Here is a 21011-nt window from a genome sequence, read left to right on the forward strand (position 1 = left end):
ACTGATTTACCTGAACATAATGAAAGAAATCGAATTAAAATTTGAAATTGCAACTAAAGATATTCATGATTTAAAAAATTTTTTAAATCAATGGGTAAGTTGTGATCAAGCTGAATTTGAATCCTCTTCAAAAATTCAAAACAATATTCACGAACTTAAACTTTTTAATACCTATTATGATACTCAAGATTACTATTTACGTTCTAATGGGTGTGGTTTACGGATTAGGGGAACACAAGACAAGCTCAGTAAACAATTTGAGATTACCGTAAAGCATGGTAACAAAGCCGTTGCAGGTTTACATGAACGATCTGAATATAATGCTAGCTTACCAGACAACTATCTTGATTTAACTTTGCTCCCAAGCGATGCTTTTCCTAAAGATTGTAATATCGAAAATTTACAAAAAATGCTGCGTCCACTATTTACAACACATTTTGATCGGCAAACATGGTTAATTTCATTTGCCAATAGCGAAATAGAAGTCGCTTTAGATCAAGGTGAAATCATTGCTAATGGAGAATCAAAATCGATACAAGAAGTTGAGTTAGAAATAAAACAAGGTAATAAACATGATTTAATCAATTTTGCTATTGAATTAAGTAGATTTAACCTACATCTCTTTTCTCAAAGTAAGGCCTCTCGCGGTTATCGATTATTAAAAAACGCGCCTGTTAATCGCGCTCCTTTTAGCCTGCAAATTAAACATGATTTATCAAGCTTATTAAATTTTTGGCAACAAAACGAAGAGTATGCACTCGAAAATAATGATCTAGCGTTTTATCAACAACTCTTAATTCAAATAAACGAAATACTAGCTAATCACGATATTGCACAAGAATCTGAATTTAAACAGTGGCAACAAGCAATCACTAATATTCACTCCGTTTATGATTTTGCTTATAGCCCAATAAATACAGTATTAAAACTACTGCTAGTTGCACGGTTAAATAAAGAGTAATGTTATGATTTTATGATAAATAGGACGAGTCGATAACGTCATCAATGCGAGAGAGGGATATGTCACAATCTGAAATTTTGAATCAACAAAAACAGAAAATAACATCACAGCTATCACAATGTAATTCTGTTTTCGTACAGGATAATCTTAATATTTTGGTACAAAGTGATTTTATAGTAGATGCTTTTTATCGATATCCACAGTGGCTTACAAATATTATTAATCATCCGCCACAAGCTGATGAAAGACGTTATTATCAACAATGGCTTAATGAACACTTAACATCGGTATTGGATGAAACGGCATTAATGAAAGCATTGAGATTATTTAGACGTTATATCTTAGTCAGACTTGAATGGTCACAATTAACTTATACTAGTAGCGATGAACAAATATTAAGTCAATTAAGTGAACTCGCTGAAGTCATTATTGTAACGGCACGTGATTGGTTGTATGAATTAAGTTGTAAAGAGTGGGGGACACCGTGTAGTCATCAAGGTGAACCTCAACCTTTGCTCGTATTGGGTATGGGAAAACTAGGGGGAGGAGAACTGAATTTTTCCTCTGACATTGATTTAATTTTTACTTATCCTGAACATGGGCAAACGCAAGGTGGCAGGCGAGAACTGGATAATGCTGTATTTTTTACCCGTTTAGGACAACGTTTAATAAAAGCGCTTGATAGTATTACCGAAGACGGTTTTGTCTATCGTGTTGATATGCGATTACGTCCACTTGGTGAGGGTGGGCCATTAGTCTTAAGTTTTTCATCTATGGAAGATTATTATCAAGAACAAGGGCGAGATTGGGAACGTTATGCTATGGTAAAAGCCAAAGTGTTAGGTGATCAGCAAGATCCTTACACCAAAGAACTTTACCAAATGCTTAAACCTTTTGTCTATCGTCGTTACATTGATTTTAGTGTTTTGCAATCTTTACGTAATATGAAAAGCATGATTGAACGTGAAGTACGCCGACGTGGTTTAAAAAATAATATTAAATTAGGTGCTGGAGGCATTCGTGAAATCGAGTTCATTGTACAGGTTTTTCAACTGATTCGCGGTGGCCGTGTCATTGGGCTACAGACACGTTCTCTGCTTACCGCCTTACAAGTAATTGAACAAGAATCATTGCTTGATACTAATGAAGTGGCTCAATTGCGTAATAACTACTTATTTTTACGTCGCTGCGAAAATTTACTGCAAGCCATTAATGATGAACAAACCCAAACATTACCAGAAGAAGAGCTCGATCAAATTCGTTTAGCTACCAATATGGGATTTACCAATTGGTCTGAGTTTATTGAACAATTAACTGTGCGTATGCAACAAAATCGCTTGATATTCAATGCTCTTATTGGTAATGATGATTCAGAGTCTGTTCCAAACACAAAACAATACAATGATCTGTTTGATGAATTATGGGTACCTGATTTGCAATTAAGCGATATAAAAACTGTATTGCCAAACTATTCTGATAGTGATGCAGAGCAACTTTATCAGATGCTCATCCAATTTCGTAATGATATTGGCAAACGGACAATAGGTGTGCGTGGGCGTGAAATACTCGATCAACTCATGCCTCGTTTATTAGATGCTATTTGTAATGGACAACAGGCAATTATGGTATTTTCACGCATATTGCCTTTGTTGGTTAATATTGTTAGTCGTACGACCTATTTAGAGCTATTGCTTGAATATCCGAGTGCATTAAAGCAGTTGATCCGTCTATGTAGTGCCTCTCCTATGATTAGTGATCAACTGGCTCACTATCCGATTTTATTAGATGAATTAATTGATATTAATTCACTTTATCAAACGATTGAACCTAATGAGTATAAAAGTCAACTTTATCAATACTTATTACGTATTCACGTTGACGATGAAGAACAGCAATTAGAAGCCTTACGCCAATTTAAGCAGATGCAATTACTGCACATTGCTGCGGCAGATGTGGAACATATATTAACCACTATGAAAGTAAGTGATCACCTTACTTATGTGGCGGAAGCATTACTTGATTTTGTTGTACAAATGGCTTGGAGTCAGATGGTCGAACGTTATGGTAAACCCGCTCACTTAGCTGATAATCATAAAGGATTAGTTGTGGTTGCTTATGGTAAATTGGGGGGCTGGGAGCTGGGTTACGGTTCGGATCTGGATTTAGTTTTTTTGCATGATTGCCCTGCAAATAGTGTTACCAATGGTGACAAACAGATTGATAGTCGTCAATTTTATTTACGCTTAGTGCAACGCATTATCCATTTATTTAATGTGCGCACTAGTTTCGGTATTCTTTATGAAGTAGATGTCAGATTACGTCCACAAGGTGATGCAGGTTTACTTGCGTGTAGTTTAGATTCCTTTGCGGATTATCAAATGAATGAAGCATGGACATGGGAACACCAAGCGCTGGTACGAGCTCGAGCGGTATATGGTGAAAATGATCTCATAAAACGTTTTAACCAAATCCGTCATGATGTGCTTTGCAAACCACGAGATGAAAATCAATTAAAAACCGAAGTTAGGCAAATGCGTGAAAAAATGCGAAATCACTTAGGAACGACGCAAGCTGAACTATTTAACCTGAAAATTGATGAGGGAGGTATTGGTGACATCGAATTTTTATCACAATATTTGGTACTCAATTATGCTAATTCACACCCTAAAATGACAAATTGGAGTGATAATGTACGAATTTTAGAGCTAGCCACTCATTACCAAATTATGGACAGTGATGAAGCAGAACAATTGACTCAAGCTTATATTGATATGCGTAATCAAATTCATCAACTTGCATTGCAACTATTACCAAGTACGGTCAACAGTTCACAATTTTATCGAGAAAAACAGATTGTTAAACAAAGTTGGCAAAAGTGGTTAATGTAATTGTTTAGGTGAACCATTATCGGTTAATAGTGTTTATTTAGCCGATAATGGATGTCAAAAATTCACTAACAGGTTATTTTGCTTCTTTCCACAAAATCATATCTTGCTCTTCAAGTTCTGATGCATCAAAACCTATTGCAGGAGCAATGTCTTCTCGGTCAAAAGCGATATCACCACCATTAATGGCATCATCCCCTTTTTTGATTCCTTTAAAATCAAAAAGGTTTGTGTCACACAGGTGAGACAGAGTGATATTTTGGGTAGCACGGAACATGGTTTCAATGCGCCCTGGGAATTTTTTATCCCACTCATTAAGCATCTCTTTAATGACTTGACGTTGTAAGTTAGGTTGTGAACCACAAAGATTACAAGGAATAATTGGAAATTGCTTAATTTCAGCATATTTGGCAATATCCTTTTCTTTGCAATAAGCAAGTGGACGGATGATAATATGTTCACCAGAATCATTCATCAATTTGGGTGGCATGGCTTTAAGCTTGCCACCATAGAACATATTTAAAAACAGAGTTTCTAAAATATCATCACGATGATGCCCTAATGCTATTTTGGTCGCACCCAGTTCGGTTGCTGTACGGTATAAAATTCCACGTCGTAAGCGTGAGCAAAGCGAACAAGTAGTTTTACCTTCTGGGATCTTTTCTTTCACAATGCCATAAGTATTCTCCTGTACAATCTTATACTCGATACCTAATGATTCTAAATATTGAGGTAGGATATGTTCAGGAAATCCTGGTTGCTTTTGATCTAAATTTACCGCCACTAATTCAAAATTGACTGGCGCGCTTATTTTCAAATTAATAAGGATATCAAGCAAGGTATAACTATCTTTACCACCTGATAAACAAACCATAATACGATCGCCATCTTCGATCATATTAAAATCGGCAATTGCCTCGCCGGTTAGGCGACGCAATCGTTTATGTAGTTTATTTTGATTATATGTATTCATCACAATTTTATAGATTACTCAGCACGGCTCATGTAACGACGTTCAGCGATATGAATTTTAATTTTTTCATTGTTGTCAATATATTCAGGTACTTGAATAACAAGACCTGTTGATAATGTTGCGGGTTTAGTGCGAGCACTTGCTGAAGCACCTTTAATACTTGGTGAAGTTTCGATAATTTCTAAATCTACCGTTTGCGGTAATTCTAAGGCAATCACGTCACCATCAGCCATCAATACCTGAATGCCACTCATACCGCCTTCTGGAATGAATAGTAACTCTTCTTCAATTTGTTCTTTTTTGAAGATAAATGGTGTGTAGTCTTCATTGTCCATAAACACATATTCATCACCATCGATATAAGAAAAACTAACTGGACGACGAGAAAGCTCAATGGTTTCGATAATATCGTCACCTTTGAAGCGTTCTTCCACTTTACCACCATTTTTTACATCGGTAAAACGCATTTTATACAGCGTACTGGCACCACGAGCACTCGGGCTTTGAACATCGATATCTTTTACAAGAAGAAGTTTTCCATTGTACGTGACCGCATCGCCACGTTTTATTTCATTTGCTTTAGCCATAATATTTATTCTTCACAATTAATGATAATAAAGGTTAGATAAGGTAAAAAATTAGCTCGCTATTTTACCGCTAACTTGCTATTGTCACCATCAAAATTTATCGCAGAACTTTAAAATAAAGGAAATACTATGGCAGATTCATATGAATGTCGAAAAAATTGTGGCGCTTGCTGTATTGCTCCCTCAATTTCATCTGCAATTCCCGGTATGCCTAATGGCAAACCTGCGGGCATTGCATGCATTCATTTGGATAATAATTATCAGTGTGGTCTTTTTCAAAAATCATCAAGACCGATAGTTTGTGGTCGATTAAAACCCTGTTTTGAAATGTGTGGCAATAATCGAGAACAAGCTATGCATTATTTAACTCAATTAGAACAGTTGACTAGCAATTGAGTATTGCATAAATTTAATAAACCAGATCGATTATTAGAATTATTTATCTCGCAAAGTTGTTTTTTTGATAAACTTCACCGCACTTCAATATCTAGTAATAAATATCAGTAATTATAGAATTAATTTTCGCTATCTTCAGATTAGGAAATATCTTAATTGATAGCCGTTTTTTCTATTAAATTTAATATCAATAAACAGAAGAACATTGTTATGAAAAATAAATTAAAACGAGATTTAAAAGCTCGTCATTTAACGATGATTGCTATCGGCGGTTCAATCGGAACAGGGCTATTTGTTGCATCGGGTGCAACCGTTGCCCAAGCAGGTCCAGGTGGTGCGCTACTGTCATATGCCATTATTGGTGTGATGGTATACTTTTTAATGACCAGTCTTGGCGAACTTGCCGCCTATTTACCTGTTTCAGGAACATTCGCAACTTATGGCGCACGTTATGTTGATGAAGCTTTTGGTTTCGCAATCGGTTGGAACTACTGGTATAACTGGGCCATTACCGTTGCGGTTGATTTAGTTGCCGCACAGCTCGTTATCTCATATTGGATTGATGCAGGGGCTTACAGTTGGTTATGGAGCTTACTATTTTTAAGCATTATATTTTGTTTAAATTATATTTCTGTTAAAGGTTTTGGTGAAGCTGAGTTTTGGTTTTCATTAATTAAAGTTGTCACTGTTATTGTCTTTATCGTAGTTGGTTTGTTGATGATAATTGGCATTTTACGCGGTGCAGAAAGTGCAGGTTGGCAAAACTGGCAAGTAGGTGATGCACCTTTTGTTGGTGGATTTTCTTCAATGATTGGAGTCGCAATGGTGGTTGGGTTTTCATTCCAAGGTACCGAATTAATCGGTATTGCTGCGGGTGAATCAAAGGATCCTGAAAAAAATATACCAAGAGCTATGCGACAAGTATTTTGGCGTATATTACTATTTTATATCTTTGCAATTTTAGTTATTAGTTTAATTATTCCTTATACCGATCCTAATTTACTACGCAATGATGAAACGGATATAAGTGTTAGTCCGTTTACGTTGGTATTTCAACATGCAGGACTACTGTCTGCGGCAGCACTAATGAATGCCGTTATTTTAACTTCGGTTTTATCAGCTGGTAATTCGGGTCTTTATGCATCAACGCGTATGCTTTATGCACTTGCTCGAGAAGGCAAAGCGCCGAAAATCTTTGCTAAATTATCCTCATCAGGTGTACCACGAGCAGCATTGTTAGCAACCACATTTGTCGCGATGCTCTGTTTTTTAACTTCAATGTATAAAGATCAGGCCGTTTATTTGTGGTTACTTAATATGTCAGGTATGACAGGATTTATTGCTTGGCTTGGTATTGCAATTAGCCATTATCGCTTTAGAAAGGGTTACACCATTCAAGGTAACGATGTCAGTAAATTACCTTATCGTTCAAGTTGTTTCCCATTTGGTCCTATTTTTGCATTTGTATTATGCTTAATTATTACGTTAGGACAAAATTATGAAGCGTTCTTACAAGATACTATAGATTGGAATGGTGTGATTGCAACTTACATTGGTATCCCATTATTCTTTGCAATTTATTTTACCTACAAAATAGTTAAAAAGACTAAATGGGTAAAATACGATGAGATGGATTTTTCTAAAGCTGATTAATATCCCAGATTTTCCAAAACTTCCTAATTTCCGTCGACATCTGTCGACGGCCTTTTTATTAAGAAAGAGATAAATAATCTGTTGTGTTATTTATTTTGATAACGATATTAGCGACTACGGAATATGATACGTGCTTTGGATAGATCGTAAGGCGTCATTTCAACAGTCACTTTATCACCAGTTAAAATACGAATATAATTTTTTCGCATCTTACCAGAAATATGTGCAGTAACAACATGACCATTTTCAAGTTCAACACGAAACATCGTGTTTGGGAGTGTATCAAGTATTGTACCTTGCATTTCAATGTTATCTTCTTTTGCCATTGGGGCCTCTTAAATAATAAATACAAATTAAATATACTTAAAGTGCTAGTCTTATTTCACACTGTTAACGTGTGCATGAAAAAGCTCTAAACTTTTTCGTAACCATATCGGTTGTTTATAATAGGATTTAGCAAATTAACGTATAAACATAAAAAAACTGAATTTAGAATATATAAACTTAGCGGCAAAATAATGCCGAAAAAACTGTCAGATGTAAAGTCCTTTCTACTTTTTCTTTGCGTTATAAAGTGCATTTTGATGAATATAATGCCAAACTTTGGCTGGTAACAAATTTTCATAGTTTTGTTTATTGTTGATATTTTGTCTGATTTCTGTCGCCGAAATATTTTCAAGTGGCGTATGAGCAAAAAAAATGTATCCACATGGATTATCGTGTAAATCTTTAATATTTTTTGTTTGATGTGTGGTTATCCAATTTTGTAACTCGATATTATCGGTTTTTTCTGCATAACCAGGCCTACGACAGATTAACAAATGGCAGTAATCAAGCAGTGTTTGCCATTTATGCCAAGTAGGCAAGCTTAATAATGAATCTTGCCCCATAATAAAGGCTAGTCCTTTTTGATAACCATTTTCCTGACGCCACTTTTCTAACGTTTCGATTGTATAGGAAGGTCTCATCAATTTTTCAGATGATATTTCTCGAGTATCAATCGAAAATAGAGGTAAATCTTCTACTGCCAAATTTAACATTGCCAAACGTTGTTCTGTTGTTGCTTCTGGCTGTGGTTTATGTGGAGGGATTTGGTTAGGCAACAAGCTGATTTGTGTTAAGCCAATTTCTTTGGCTAAGGCGATAGCAGGATGTATATGTCCATAATGTACGGGATCAAATGTACCACCAAACAACGCTGTTAACATCTATTTAACCCCATAAATTGCATGGTTAAAGCAGATAAAGCATCCCAAATTTGTAATTGATTATCATGTTTAAAACTTATTTCAATCTCGGTTAGTCGTTTAAGGGTATTAAATAAATCTTTAATATCAAAGCGATTCAAATAAGAGGTATACATGGATCTTTTATTTTGCCAAATTTTATATTCGTCAAAAATTTGTTTAAAAGATTTGTTTGATAATCCTTTTTTCAAATTGATGAGTAAGATAAGTTCTCGTTGTATAACACGCAATAGAATTAGTGGTTCAAACTCATTCATCTTTAGTTGTTGCATTATGTGTGTTGCGCGCTTAGTTTTGTGCGACACCATTGCATCAATCCAATGATAAGGCGTAAATATAGCTGAATCATTAATATTACTTTCGACTTGATCATATGTGATAGTCTGATTTGGAAAAAGTAATTTTAATTGTTCAACGATTTGGGTTAAAGCGAGTAAATTACCCTCATAATAGTAACAGAGTAACTCAATTGCCTCTGGTTCAATTTGCATCTGTTTTTGTTGCAAATGATTAGAAAGCCACTTAGGTAATTGAACTTCATCGGGAGTATTACAACTCACCACAACTAATTTATCAGATAATGTTTTATACCATTGTGCATTTTCATTGGTTTTAGTGATTTTATTTAAACTGATGATTAAGACAATCTCAGCAGTTAACATTTCACTTAACGTATTGAGTTTTGTGGTTACATTGGCATTTATCGAGTTTTCACCAAAATCCAAAAAAATGAGTGTATTATCAGAGAATAAATTCATTTCTTGGCAACTATCGAAGATAGTTGACCAATCGGTTTGATTATCTATATTAAACGGGAGCTGCTCATTAAAACCTAATTGTTTAAATGAAGTTTTTAATTGAGTTTTCGCATAATGTTGTAAATAAGGATCATTCCCTATTATCAGGTAATAAGGCGATCCTAATTTAGTGGTGATTTGATCGGCACTGATTTTAATCATATCAATTTTTAATTTACGACATCAACAGATTTTAATTTACGAATAATTTGTTTTGCTGCTTCCATATACATTTCATCTTCAATTAAATCTTGTTCAGTCGTTTTGGCAAGCGCGGCTGAAGGATTATCGAAAAATGTCCGGAAAACACGGACATTGATAGGATAGATTTTTTCATTTTTGATAATGACTTGTGTCTCAACAGTTAAAACTAATTGATATTCAGCTGCTTTACCATCTTTATAAATTGATATTGTGCTACGATCCATTGAATCTCTCACAACCTTTAATACAGGATAACTTTGTGAAACCTCATTGTTGGTTAACGTAACATGATTGTCGTGTAATAATTCTTTAATGTCTCGTGAAAGACGTCCATAAGGATCATAACTCATATAAGACATCGTTTTAAATCGCGTTGGTACTTCTGTCTCATGTTGTAAATGAAATCCGCATCCAGACAAGGATATCGTTAATAACATGAGAGAAGCTAAATATTTTTTCATATCTACTACCGCCTATATTTAGTTATAAACAATATTAACCAACAACAAGATTTAATAATTTACCAGGTACATAAATCACTTTTCGAATTGCAACATCGACTAAATATTTTTGAATATTTGGTTCTTGTTTAGCTTGAGCTATGACCGAATCTTGATCAACATTTGCTGGCACGGTAAATTTGCCACGTACTTTACCATTGATTTGTACCACAATAAGTTTTTCATCTTCAACCATTGCTGATTCATCAGCAACTGGCCATAAGCTATCATCAATCGATTCACTATGACCTAATGCCTGCCACATCACAAAACAAGCATGAGGCATCATAGGATAAAGTAAACGAACAATGGCATTTAACGCTTCGTCCATTAATGCTCGGTCTTGTTCAGATTCTTGCGGCGCTTTTTGTAAGCGATTCATTAATTCCATTACAGCCGCAATTGCTGTATTAAACGTTTGACGACGACCAATATCATCAGTTACTTTTGCAATCGTTTTATGTAATTCACGACGTAATGATTTTTGATCGTTGTCTAAAGCTGAAACATCAAGCTCCACTGTTTGACCTTTTTGTGCGTGCTCATACACTAAACGCCATACACGTTTAATAAAGCGATTGGCTCCTTCAACGCCAGATTCTTGCCATTCCAGTGTCATATCAGCCGGTGAGGCAAACATCATAAATAAGCGTACTGTATCTGCACCGTATTTTTCGACCATCTCTTGTGGGTCAATGCCATTATTTTTGGATTTTGACATCTTTGTCATACCAGCATGCACCAGTTCATTGCCTTTACTATCAACCGCTTTGGCAATGCGACCTTTTTCATCACGTTCAATGGTCACCTCAGTTGGTGAAACCCAAATACGTTCGTTAGTTGGGCTGGTGTAATAAAATGCATCAGCTAATACCATGCCTTGACAAAGCAAGCGTTTGGCTGGTTCGTCAGAGGTAACTAAACCAAAATCACGCATTAATTTATGGAAGAATCTGAAATAGAGAAGATGCATAATTGCATGCTCAATACCGCCCACATATTGGTCAACTGGCAACCAATAGTTAGCCGCATTTTCATCTAACATGCCTTTGTCATAATGAGGGCAAGTATAACGTGCGTAATACCAAGAAGATTCCATAAATGTATCGAAAGTGTCGGTTTCGCGTAATGCAGGTTGGCCATTAACCGTAGTTTTAGCCCAGTTAGGATCTGCTTTGATTGGGCTTGTGATACCATTCATTTCGACATCTTCGGGTAAGATCACCGGTAACTGATCTTCTGGTGTTGGAATTGTGGTACCATCTTCAAGCGTAACCATTGGAATTGGTGCACCCCAATAACGCTGGCGTGAAACGCCCCAATCACGTAAGCGATAATTGACTTTACGAGTACCAATACCAAGCGAAGTTAACTTATCAGCAATTGCATTGAATGCTTGTTCAAAATCAAGTCCATCGAATTCGCCCGAATTAAATAATTTGCCATGTTCGGTATAAGCTTGCTCGGAAAGATCGGGTGCATTACCGTCTTGGTTTAAGATAACCGGTTTAATTGGTAAGTTATATTTAGAGGCAAATTCATAATCACGCTCATCGTGACCAGGTACTGCCATAACAGCACCCGTACCATATTCAATTAGCACAAAATTAGCTATCCAAACAGGCACTTTATCGCCAGTCAATGGATGAATGGCATAATAGCCTGTTGGCACGCCTTTCTTTTCCATCGTCGCCATATCAGCTTCAGCCGTTTTAGTGTTTTTGCATTCGGCAATAAATTCGGCAATTTTAGGATCGTTTTGTGCGGCTAATTGGGCAAGAGGGTGTTCGGCTGCAACCGATACAAAACTTACACCCATTAAAGTATCAGGACGAGTTGTATAAACACGTAATTTATCAGCATAGTTTTCAACAGAAAAATCAAACTCAACCCCTTCTGAACGTCCAATCCAGTTACGTTGCATAGTTTTAACTTGTTCAGGCCAGCTTTCTAATGTATCTAAATCATTGAGTAACTCTTCTGCGTATTCCGTAATTTTAATAAACCATTGTGGGATCTCTTTACGTTCAACTGGGGTACTACAACGCCAGCAGCAACCTTCCACTACTTGTTCGTTGGCAAGTACAGTCTGGTCATTTGGACACCAGTTAACGGCAGAAGTTTTTTTATAGACTAAACCTTTTTCATAAAGCTTAGTAAAAAACCATTGTTCCCATTTGTAATATTCAGGACGGCAAGTAGTCACTTCGCGATCCCAATCATAACCAAAACCTAATAATTGTAACTGCTTTTTCATATAAGCAATATTTTCATAGGTCCATTTTGCTGGAGCCGTATTGTTTTTAACCGCAGCACCTTCAGCTGGTAAACCAAATGCATCCCAGCCAATAGGTTGCAACACATTTTTGCCATTTAAACGTTGATAACGAGAAATGGTATCGCCGATTGTGTAGTTACGAACATGACCAAGATGTAAACGCCCAGAAGGGTAAGGTAGCATCGATAAACAGTAATATTTTTCTTTTGATGGATCTTCTGTAACGTGGAAAGTTTTATTTTCTAGCCAATGTTTTTGTACTGTGGCTTCTATTTCATCGGGGCGATATTGTTCTTGCATGACGAATTAATGTCCTATCTATTATTGCTAATAAAAATATTTTGCTAATTGTATTGGTTATTGTAGTGTTTTACAAACGTTATATGCATGGTTAGCCTGAATTGTTAAGCAAAAAGAAAGGGAGGGGGGATTAAAAATATTAACTTATTGAAATAAACAATCCAAAGATAATCGTTAATTCTGGCTATGGCGAAAATAATAAGCGGAGTTGAACTCCGCTCGTTAAGTTTTAACCACCATTAAATATGCTGGTAAATCGCGATAAAAATGATTTTTCCTCTTCTTTAGGAATATTTTCGAGATTCGCTTGAATTAACTCATCAACTTTTTGGGTTTCGTTATCTAAACCTAATTCATTGTAAGCATTACGCATCAATAAAAGTGCTGTTTTTGTTGAATCTGTGTCAGGAAATAACGATATCATTCGGCTTACCCGATTAATCACTGCAATATAAGCTCCACGTTTGGTATAATATTCTGCAATTTTTAATTGGTATCGAGCTAATCTGTTTTTTAGGTAGATCAAACGTTTCTGTGCATCAGCTGCATAAGGACTGTCAGGAAAGCTTGAAACCAGATAGGTAAAGTCTCTGAATGCGGCCATGGCAAAATCAGGATCTCTATCGGAACGATCGACGTTAAACCAACCTTGAATGGTATTATCATCTTGTGCCATGTTAGTAATACCACGCATATAGATAATCCAATCTATATTAGGATGCGTTGGATTCAATTTTAAAAAACGGTCAATTGACGCAATAGTCAATGGATAATCACCTGATTTGTAGTAAGCATAAATCAAATCAAACTGTACTTGTTGTGAATAAGGACCAAATGGATAATTCTTATCGATTGTCTCTAATATGGTAATACTGGATTTTATGTTGCCACTTTCGAGTTCACTTCGAGCTTTGTTATGAAGATCTAATTCTGATACATTTTCAACATCTGGTTTGGAAGAAGTACAGCCAATTAGCATGCCAGCTAAAGTGATTGCTAATAAAGTGTGTAAACGTAGTTTCATTCGTTTTTCAGTCCAAATTTAATTAAACATTAAAGGCAATGATTGGTATATAATACTCTAAAACCTAACAGCTTAAAATAGATAAATTACACATGCACGAGTTAAAATTATCGACCGAAATTGAACAAACCCAGCTAGGAATGCGCTTAGATCAAGCATTATCAGAACTTTTCCCTGATTACTCAAGATCTAGAATTAAAGATTGGATCGTTAATAATAAAGTTACTGTTAACAATATTATTGTCAATAAACCGAAAGAACGTGTTCTTGGCGGTGAAAAAATAAGTATATGCGCTGAAATTGAGGAAGAAACTTATCATCAGCCAGAAGATATTAAACTTAATATTGTCTATGAAGATGATGATATTTTAGTGATTAATAAACCGCGCGATTTAGTTGTACATCCGGGCGCGGGTAATCCTAATGGCACGGTATTAAATGCTTTATTGCACTATTATCCAGAAATATCGCGTGTACCACGTGCGGGTATTGTGCATCGATTAGACAAAGATACTACAGGTTTAATGGTTGTGGCTAAAACAATCGTCGCCCAAACCCATTTAGTTGAATCATTACAATTGCGTGAAATCACCCGTGAATACGAAGCTGTCGCAATGGGAATTATTACCGCGGGGGGCACTATTGATCAACCTATCACACGTCATCCGACTAAACGAACGCATATGGCGGTATTCCCGACAGGTAAACCTGCAGTTACCCATTATCGCGTAATGGAAAAATATCGGTTACATACTCGATTACGCTTACGTTTAGAAACAGGACGAACTCACCAAATCCGTGTGCATATGTCGCATATAGCGCATCCATTGGTTGGTGATCCATTATATGGAGGACGTCCAAGACCACCAAAAGGTGCTAGTGAATCATTTATTCAAACCTTACGAGATTTTGACAGGCAAGCACTGCATGCTACTATGTTACGTCTATTCCATCCTGTTACGGGTGAACAGATGGAGTGGCATGCGCCGATTCCTGATGATATGCAAAAATTAATTCAAGCATTACAGGAAGATACCGAACTTCATAAAGATGAACTGGATTGGTAACAAATATGATTAAATCGATTTACCCTTATTGGACTGCACCTAAAAATATTCATGCGTTTACTACCACCAGAACGGGAGGGGTTAGTTCAACGCCATTTGCCAGTTTAAATTTGGGTAATCGAACTGATGATAATTTAGATCATGTTGCCGAAAATCGTAAACGTATCATTAACGCACAGCAGATACCCAGTGAACCTTATTGGCTCAATCAAACTCATAGCACTATCGCGCTCGATATTTCACAAATTGCTTTACAAGCACCAACAGGAAAGATAAATACTCATCAATCATTTGAAGCCGATGCTTCTTATACTAATCAACCCAAGCAAGTTAGTGTTGTGCTAACAGCAGACTGTCTGCCTGTGTTATTTTGTTCAATGAAAGGCGATGAAGTCGCCGCTGCCCATGCGGGTTGGCGAGGGTTATGTCATGGTATTTTAGAAGAAACAGTTAAAAAATTTGTCTGTCCAACGAGTGAAATCTTAGCTTGGATGGGTCCTGCCATCAGTGCAAAAAAATTTGAGGTAGGTATTGAAGTTAAACATCAATTTGAAAAAGTCGATTCTAACGCTAAATTGGCTTTTACTTTAATTAACCCATCCGAGCAAAAATATCTGGCTGACTTGTATTTAATTGCCAAACAACGTTTGCAAGCTATGGGTGTTGTTCATGTGTTTGGTGGCGACTATTGTACTTATACCGAACAAGATAAATTCTTCTCATATCGTCGTGAAAATAAGACTGGTCGGATGGCATCAATGATTTGGTTTGATTAAACCGCAACGTATTAAGTTGGAATAAAAATAGCTGTGTATTGTTTATTTTTTAACCATTTAATTTTGAATTAAATAAATAAAAATATTTACCTATTTAATACTGAGTATTCTATTTTTGTTATGTCTTGAGTATTTAATTATGTGAATTTTGATTTATTTTCGAGTATAGATAGTTTATCGAAGCTCCATAACGTTTATTCATCAAATTTAACACAATTCGAACGATTTGATTTATAAAGACAAAGCTTGTGTAATAACATAATTCTTGTTTCTAATATGAATTGTGACTAAAAATAAAATGAAACGGTATAGACTCCTGAATATTTTTTACAGATTGTTTGTTTTAGCTTATTAAGGCTTTTGTAATAAAAGCCTTAATTATGAGAAATATCTATATAATAAAAAAAGGATTAAAACAAAATTAAGCTAAAACTCAATCTAATTTCGGATGTTGATCAACTAAATCTTGACGTTGTTCTTGTAGATTTTCTATCTGTTCGTCGATATCTTCCACTTTTTGCTCGATGGAATCAAAGTGATCCGATAAGATCTCCTTTGCTTCTGAACGATCTGATGCAGCAGGTGTTGCACCTCTTAGTGGCTGATTGGCGGTTTCTCTCATTTTTATACCGGTAAATAATCCTACTAATGCAACAATCATCAAGTAGTAAGCTGGCATGTATAAGTTATTAGTTTCCTCTACTAACCAAGCGGCAACGGTTGGTGTTGCACCAGCAATTAACACTGAAATATTAAACGAGATAGCCAATGCGCTGTAACGGATGTGGGTTGGAAAAATAGCCGGTAATATTGATGCCATTACTCCTGTAAAACAGTTTAGCAAAACTGCTAATATCAATAATCCTAGAAAAATAAGACCAATCACATCACTATTAATCATTACAAAGGCAGGATAGGAAAGAATAAATAATCCTAAACTTCCTCCTATTATAAAGGGTCTACGTCCTATTTTATCACTAATCAACCCTATCATAGGTTGCACAAATAACATGCCAATCATGATAGCAATAATAATTAATACACCATGATCAGTATGATAATTTAAATTGTGTGATAAGTAACTCGGCATATAGGTCAGTAGCATGTAATAAGTGACATTAGTGACAATGACCAATCCAACACAAACAAATAAACTTTTCCAATACTTGGTTATAATTTCTTTGAAAGTCATTTTAGGTGGATTTGCGATATTGGCTTGTTCATTTTTATCCATTGAATCAGTATGTTGCATAAATGCAGGGGTCTCTTCTAATGCATGACGTAAATAAAGACCAACAAGTCCTAATGGTAAAGCAAATAAGAATGGAATTCGCCATCCCCACTGTTGGAATTTAGCATCACCAAGGATAGTTGATAATAGCACGACTAAGCCCGCACCTACTAGAAAACCCGCTATGGAGCCAAAGTCTAACCAACTGCCCATGAAACCTCGTTTACGGTCTGGCGAGTATTCGGCCACAAAAATTGCTGCGCCGGAATATTCACCGCCAATTGAAAAGCCTTGCGCTAATTTAGCCAATAATAATAGTACAGGGGCGGTAATGCCAATTGATGCATAGGAAGGAATCATACCAATACAAAATGTACTTAATGACATGATAATTATGGTAACAGAAAGTACTTTTTGCCGACCAAATTTATCGCCTAATATACCAAACACTAATCCACCTAATGGTCGAACTAAAAAAGGCACCGAGAAAGTTGCCAATGCAGCAACTACTTGTACATTGGGTGAAGCATTAGGGAAGAATACTTGCCCTAATACATAAGCTAAAAAGCCATATACGCCAAAATCAAACCATTCCATTGCGTTACCAAGTGCTGCTGCAATAATGGCTTTTTTTAATTTGCTATCATCAATAATTGTTATGTCATTTATATTTAATGGGTGATTTTTCGGTTTTATCGTTTTCTTCATAGAATACCGCCTGTTTTCATGTCATAAATGAAAATAAATAATGCAACAAGGTAAATCGGTTACTTAGTAATGCAAGATGAATACAATTCAAATGACACATTTACAATGTGTTATTCAGTTAATTTTATTGATGAAAATTTAAGCAAAGATAAAAGAGGACAATAAAAAAGCAAAAAATGATGTTTTGTTCATGCATTCTAATATAACTGAATATCGACAAAATCATTCTTTTCATGAAAATTAGGTATTAATTATAGCAAAATTCCCTAATTATGTAAAATTAGGTAAACAAAAAGTCTAGTTTTATCAAATAATCAGTCAGTGAGTCAGTCAGTCTTATTCATAAGTGTTAGGGTTATAATTTGTAACAGTTTGATTGATATCTGATCTAAAAGAAGGTATTTTATACACTTTTTTTATAATAATTATAATTTTTAGTTTATATTAATAATAAATAGTTAAATAAAGCACTGTAGAATTTGCAGTGCACATGAAATATATCGAGGATAACATGGATAAAGGATTAACCGATCTGGTAAATCAATTGGGTAATGGTTTAAATCGTGGCTTAAACCATGGTTTAGTTAATGGAGCAGGACATAACCGTTATACGTTAAATATTGATGGTTTACCTGCTGAGGTTTCAGTTTTACAGGTTGAGGGTAATGAGCAACTTAATCAGCCTTGGCACTATACGATTACTTTCACCAGCTCGGATAAACAACTTTCTGTTGAGTCATTTCTTAACCAAAATGCCCGTTTGAGTTTTAATCCTGCTAATTCTAGCCGTTTAAGCGACTTTGCAACTCAAGGAGTTAATGCACTTAATTCCTTAACTTCGGCTAATCCATTAAATGCATTAAAACAGTCTGAGCCATTAAAACAGTTAGATAAACTTAAACAATCCAATCCACTCGATTCACTTAACTCTTTAACCCAGTTTAATCCACTTAATCCGTTAAACTCACTATTATCTCAAAGTGGCTCACGCACTCTTTATGGTGTGATAACCCAGTTCAGTCAATTATCAGTCAGTAACGATGAAGCCCGTTATCAGGTTGTCTTATCCTCGCAATTAGCCAAACTGGCATTAAGTCATAACTGTGCTATTTTTCAGAATCAAAGCGTTATCAGTGTGGTTGAAGAGGTCTTGCGTGGTCATGGTTATACCGGGATTGATTATCGTTTAGCACTTAAAGAGCAATACCCTGAACGTGAATTTATTACCCAGTGGCAGGAGAGTGACCTTGAGTTTATTCAAAGACTGCTTGCGGATGTGGGGGTCTATTTTCGGTTTGAAACGCATGGTGAACACAACTGTGATGTGATGGTCATCAGTGATTATGAACAAGGTTATCAGCAGGTGGCTGATATTGTCTACAAACAACCAAGTGGTACACTGGATAACGGCGTTGAAAGTGTCTGGGATATGACCTTGCACAGTCAAATGGTGGAATCTTCGGTAACAGTACAAGATTATAACTACCGAGATGCGCAGGCGAATTTACTGGGTGAAGTTAACAGCCAACAAAAAGATAACACCACTTATGGCACCGATTACCGTTATGATGAGCACTATAAAGGCTTAAATAGCAATGGTGACAGCAATAATGGAATTGATAGTGACACCAACAATAATAATGATGACGATAATGATGAAAACAGTGGTGATATCGATACCGATGATAGTCAAGGCAGTAACGGCAATAGTGATGGTAGCGACAATAATAGCGATAACACAAACGGTAGTAATAGCAATAACAATAGCAGTGATATTAGTACTAACTCTGGTAATACGAGTAATGGTGTTGAAAGTGGAGAATGGTATGCCCGCATTCGCCATGAACACGCCATTAGCCGTCAAATTGTTATCCGGGGTAAAAGTAATCAGGCCAATTTAGCTCCGGGTCAACATATCCGCATCAAAGGCAGTACGATTGCCGGAATAGATGAGGGGGTAATGATATTAACGGTGCAAGGACAGGGAAACCGCAGTGAGGCTTATGAACTGAGTTTTACTGCTATACCTTACCAGCCATTAAAACCTTACCGCCCTGAGCCGATTCCTTTTCCGACTATTGACGGCACTTTACCGGCACGGGTAACCAGTCCGAATAATGACACCTATGGTTATATTGATACACAAGGGCGCTATCGGGTTAAATTTAACTTTGATTTAAAAGAGTGGCGAAACGGTGAAGAGAGCTTATGGTTAAGACTGGCTAAACCGTATGCGGGCAGTACCTATGGTTTTCACTTTCCACTGATTGACGGCACAGAAGTTGCGGTAGCGTTTACTAACGGTAATCCTGACCGACCTTATATCGCGCATGCAATGCATGACAGTCAACACCCTGACCATGTGACCGCCATAAACAAACACCGTAATGTAATTCGTACTCCTGCTAACAACAAACTGCGGATGGATGATAAGCGCGGACAAGAGCACATTAAGTTAGCGACCGAATACGGAAAAACCCAGCTTAACATCGGGCATTTAGTAGACCAAAACAAAGAGCAGCGTGGTGAGGGATTTGAACTGCGCACCGATGAGTGGGGAGCGATTGCTGCCAATAAAGGTTTATACCTGACCAGTCAGACCGAGCCTAAGGCACAGGGTAAACAACTTGATATGCAAGGTGCCATTACCCAGCTTGAAAATGCGTTATCAATTGCCAAAGCACTGCAAAATGCAGCAACCTCATCTGAAGCCCATGGTGCGGACACTGACAGTCAAGAGCAACTTAAAGCGACATTAACCCAGTTAGCCCAAAGTGGCATTATTGCTTATGCGCAAGAAGGTATTGCTTTAACCAGTCCGGAAAATATTCAACTGTCAACGTCAAACAGTGTTTCAGTGACCAGTGAAAACCAGACTGACATTAATGCGTTAAAAAACATTACCGTCTCATCCGGTGAATCCATCGGTCTGTTTGCTCATAAATCAGGAATGAAAGTCTTTGCCAATCAGGGTGATGTTGAGGTGCAGGCACAAAATGCCAACCTGAATATGGCTGCCAAGCAAGATATTAAAATAGACAGTGTGGATGGAAAATTAACGGTCACCGCAAGTGAAGAGCTGAAGTTAATGTGTGGTGGTTCATACATCAAACTCAGTAGCGCAGGGATTGAACTGGGCACCGCTGATAATGTTTATATAAAAAGTAATGCATTGCAGAAAATGGGACCGAAAGCGATGCAAGTTGCTACATTAGCATTACCTTATCTTATAGGCGATTATGCAATTAAGTTCATATGTAAAGATGAAACAGGAAAAATTTATGCTAATGGACTTTATATTGCAACATTGCCAGATGGCAGAAAGGTACAAGGTCAAACCGATAAAAATGGATATACAAAAGCATTTTATACACAAAATGAAAATGAAACAGTAACATTAGAGTTTATTTAAAGGTAAGATAAA

Annotated in this window: 15 protein-coding genes and 1 pseudogene; 7 read left to right on the forward strand and 9 right to left on the reverse strand. The window is 36.4% G+C overall.

Annotated elements, in window-relative coordinates; all coding sequences use genetic code 11:
- Nucleotides 1-19: 19 nt before the first annotated feature.
- Nucleotides 20-961 carry a CYTH domain-containing protein gene (locus tag AC5LW9_RS05855; protein ID WP_493456494.1) on the forward strand — a complete coding sequence of 314 codons (942 nt, stop codon included), beginning with the start codon at nt 20-22 and terminating at the stop codon, nt 959-961.
- A gap of 59 nt (nt 962-1020) precedes the next feature.
- On the forward strand, nt 1021-3849 hold the full coding sequence (glnE, locus tag AC5LW9_RS05860; RefSeq protein ID WP_493456495.1) for a bifunctional [glutamate--ammonia ligase]-adenylyl-L-tyrosine phosphorylase/[glutamate--ammonia-ligase] adenylyltransferase: 2829 nt from the start codon (nt 1021-1023) through the stop codon (nt 3847-3849).
- Between the two features lie 73 nt (nt 3850-3922).
- Here glnE and ttcA read toward each other — a convergent pair whose 3' ends face one another.
- Together ttcA and yeiP are read right to left on the reverse strand one after the other, a co-directional pair.
- Nucleotides 3923-4819 carry a tRNA 2-thiocytidine(32) synthetase TtcA gene (gene ttcA, locus AC5LW9_RS05865; RefSeq protein ID WP_198226725.1) on the reverse strand — a complete coding sequence of 299 codons (897 nt, stop codon included), beginning with the start codon at nt 4817-4819 and terminating at the stop codon, nt 3923-3925.
- A gap of 14 nt (nt 4820-4833) precedes the next feature.
- Nucleotides 4834-5406, reverse strand: a complete 573-nt coding sequence (gene yeiP, locus AC5LW9_RS05870; protein WP_039126116.1) for an elongation factor P-like protein YeiP — start codon at nt 5404-5406, stop codon at nt 4834-4836.
- A gap of 129 nt (nt 5407-5535) precedes the next feature.
- Between yeiP and AC5LW9_RS05875 the strand changes: the two genes are divergently transcribed.
- Together AC5LW9_RS05875 and AC5LW9_RS05880 are read left to right on the forward strand one after the other, a co-directional pair.
- Complete coding sequence (locus tag AC5LW9_RS05875; protein ID WP_039126113.1) at nt 5536-5802, forward strand: YkgJ family cysteine cluster protein; 267 nt, start codon at nt 5536-5538, stop codon at nt 5800-5802.
- Nucleotides 5803-6012: 210 nt separating this feature from the next.
- The gene (locus AC5LW9_RS05880) at nt 6013-7455 is read left to right on the forward strand and encodes an amino acid permease (RefSeq protein ID WP_144092164.1); all 1443 of its coding nucleotides are present in this window, start codon (nt 6013-6015) and stop codon (nt 7453-7455) included.
- 107 nt (nt 7456-7562) lie between these two features.
- On the opposite strand, the gene infA is transcribed toward AC5LW9_RS05880, so the two are convergent.
- The 6 genes and pseudogenes from infA to bamD form a co-directional block, all read right to left on the reverse strand.
- On the reverse strand, nt 7563-7781 hold the full coding sequence (gene infA / locus AC5LW9_RS05885) for a translation initiation factor IF-1 (protein ID WP_025315083.1): 219 nt from the start codon (nt 7779-7781) through the stop codon (nt 7563-7565).
- A 225-nt stretch (nt 7782-8006) separates the two neighbouring features.
- Nucleotides 8007-8663: a nicotinate-nucleotide adenylyltransferase gene (gene nadD, locus AC5LW9_RS05890; protein WP_039126106.1), complete on the reverse strand. Its 657-nt coding sequence runs from the start codon at nt 8661-8663 to the stop codon at nt 8007-8009.
- Complete coding sequence (gene holA, locus AC5LW9_RS05895) at nt 8657-9661, reverse strand: DNA polymerase III subunit delta (protein WP_493456496.1); 1005 nt, start codon at nt 9659-9661, stop codon at nt 8657-8659. Before holA ends, nadD begins: the two co-directional genes overlap by 7 nt.
- Nucleotides 9662-9669: 8 nt before the next feature.
- Nucleotides 9670-10164, reverse strand: a complete 495-nt coding sequence (gene lptE, locus AC5LW9_RS05900; RefSeq protein ID WP_198226694.1) for an LPS assembly lipoprotein LptE — start codon at nt 10162-10164, stop codon at nt 9670-9672.
- Nucleotides 10165-10198: 34 nt separating this feature from the next.
- The gene (gene leuS / locus AC5LW9_RS05905) at nt 10199-12781 is read right to left on the reverse strand and encodes a leucine--tRNA ligase (protein ID WP_198226696.1); all 2583 of its coding nucleotides are present in this window, start codon (nt 12779-12781) and stop codon (nt 10199-10201) included.
- Between the two features lie 301 nt (nt 12782-13082).
- Nucleotides 13083-13805, reverse strand: a pseudogene (bamD, locus tag AC5LW9_RS05910) (outer membrane protein assembly factor BamD); the annotation flags it as partial.
- 92 nt (nt 13806-13897) lie between these two features.
- Between bamD and rluD the strand changes: the two are divergent.
- Nucleotides 13898-14872 (forward strand): 23S rRNA pseudouridine(1911/1915/1917) synthase RluD, encoded by a 975-nt coding sequence (rluD, locus tag AC5LW9_RS05915; protein ID WP_198226700.1) that lies wholly within the window; start codon nt 13898-13900, stop codon nt 14870-14872.
- A gap of 8 nt (nt 14873-14880) precedes the next feature.
- On the forward strand, nt 14881-15648 hold the full coding sequence (gene pgeF, locus AC5LW9_RS05920) for a peptidoglycan editing factor PgeF (protein ID WP_144092330.1): 768 nt from the start codon (nt 14881-14883) through the stop codon (nt 15646-15648).
- Between the two features lie 433 nt (nt 15649-16081).
- On the opposite strand, the gene proP is transcribed toward pgeF, so the two are convergent.
- Nucleotides 16082-17587: a glycine betaine/L-proline transporter ProP gene (gene proP / locus AC5LW9_RS05925; protein WP_493456497.1), complete on the reverse strand. Its 1506-nt coding sequence runs from the start codon at nt 17585-17587 to the stop codon at nt 16082-16084.
- Nucleotides 17588-18077: 490 nt separating this feature from the next.
- Between proP and AC5LW9_RS05930 the strand changes: the two genes are divergently transcribed.
- Nucleotides 18078-20999, forward strand: coding sequence for a type VI secretion system Vgr family protein (locus tag AC5LW9_RS05930; RefSeq protein WP_493456498.1), 2922 nt, complete (start codon nt 18078-18080; stop codon nt 20997-20999).
- The last annotated feature ends 12 nt before the right edge of the window (nt 21000-21011 follow it).

Source organism: Gilliamella sp. LMG 34360 (assembly GCF_984568995.1).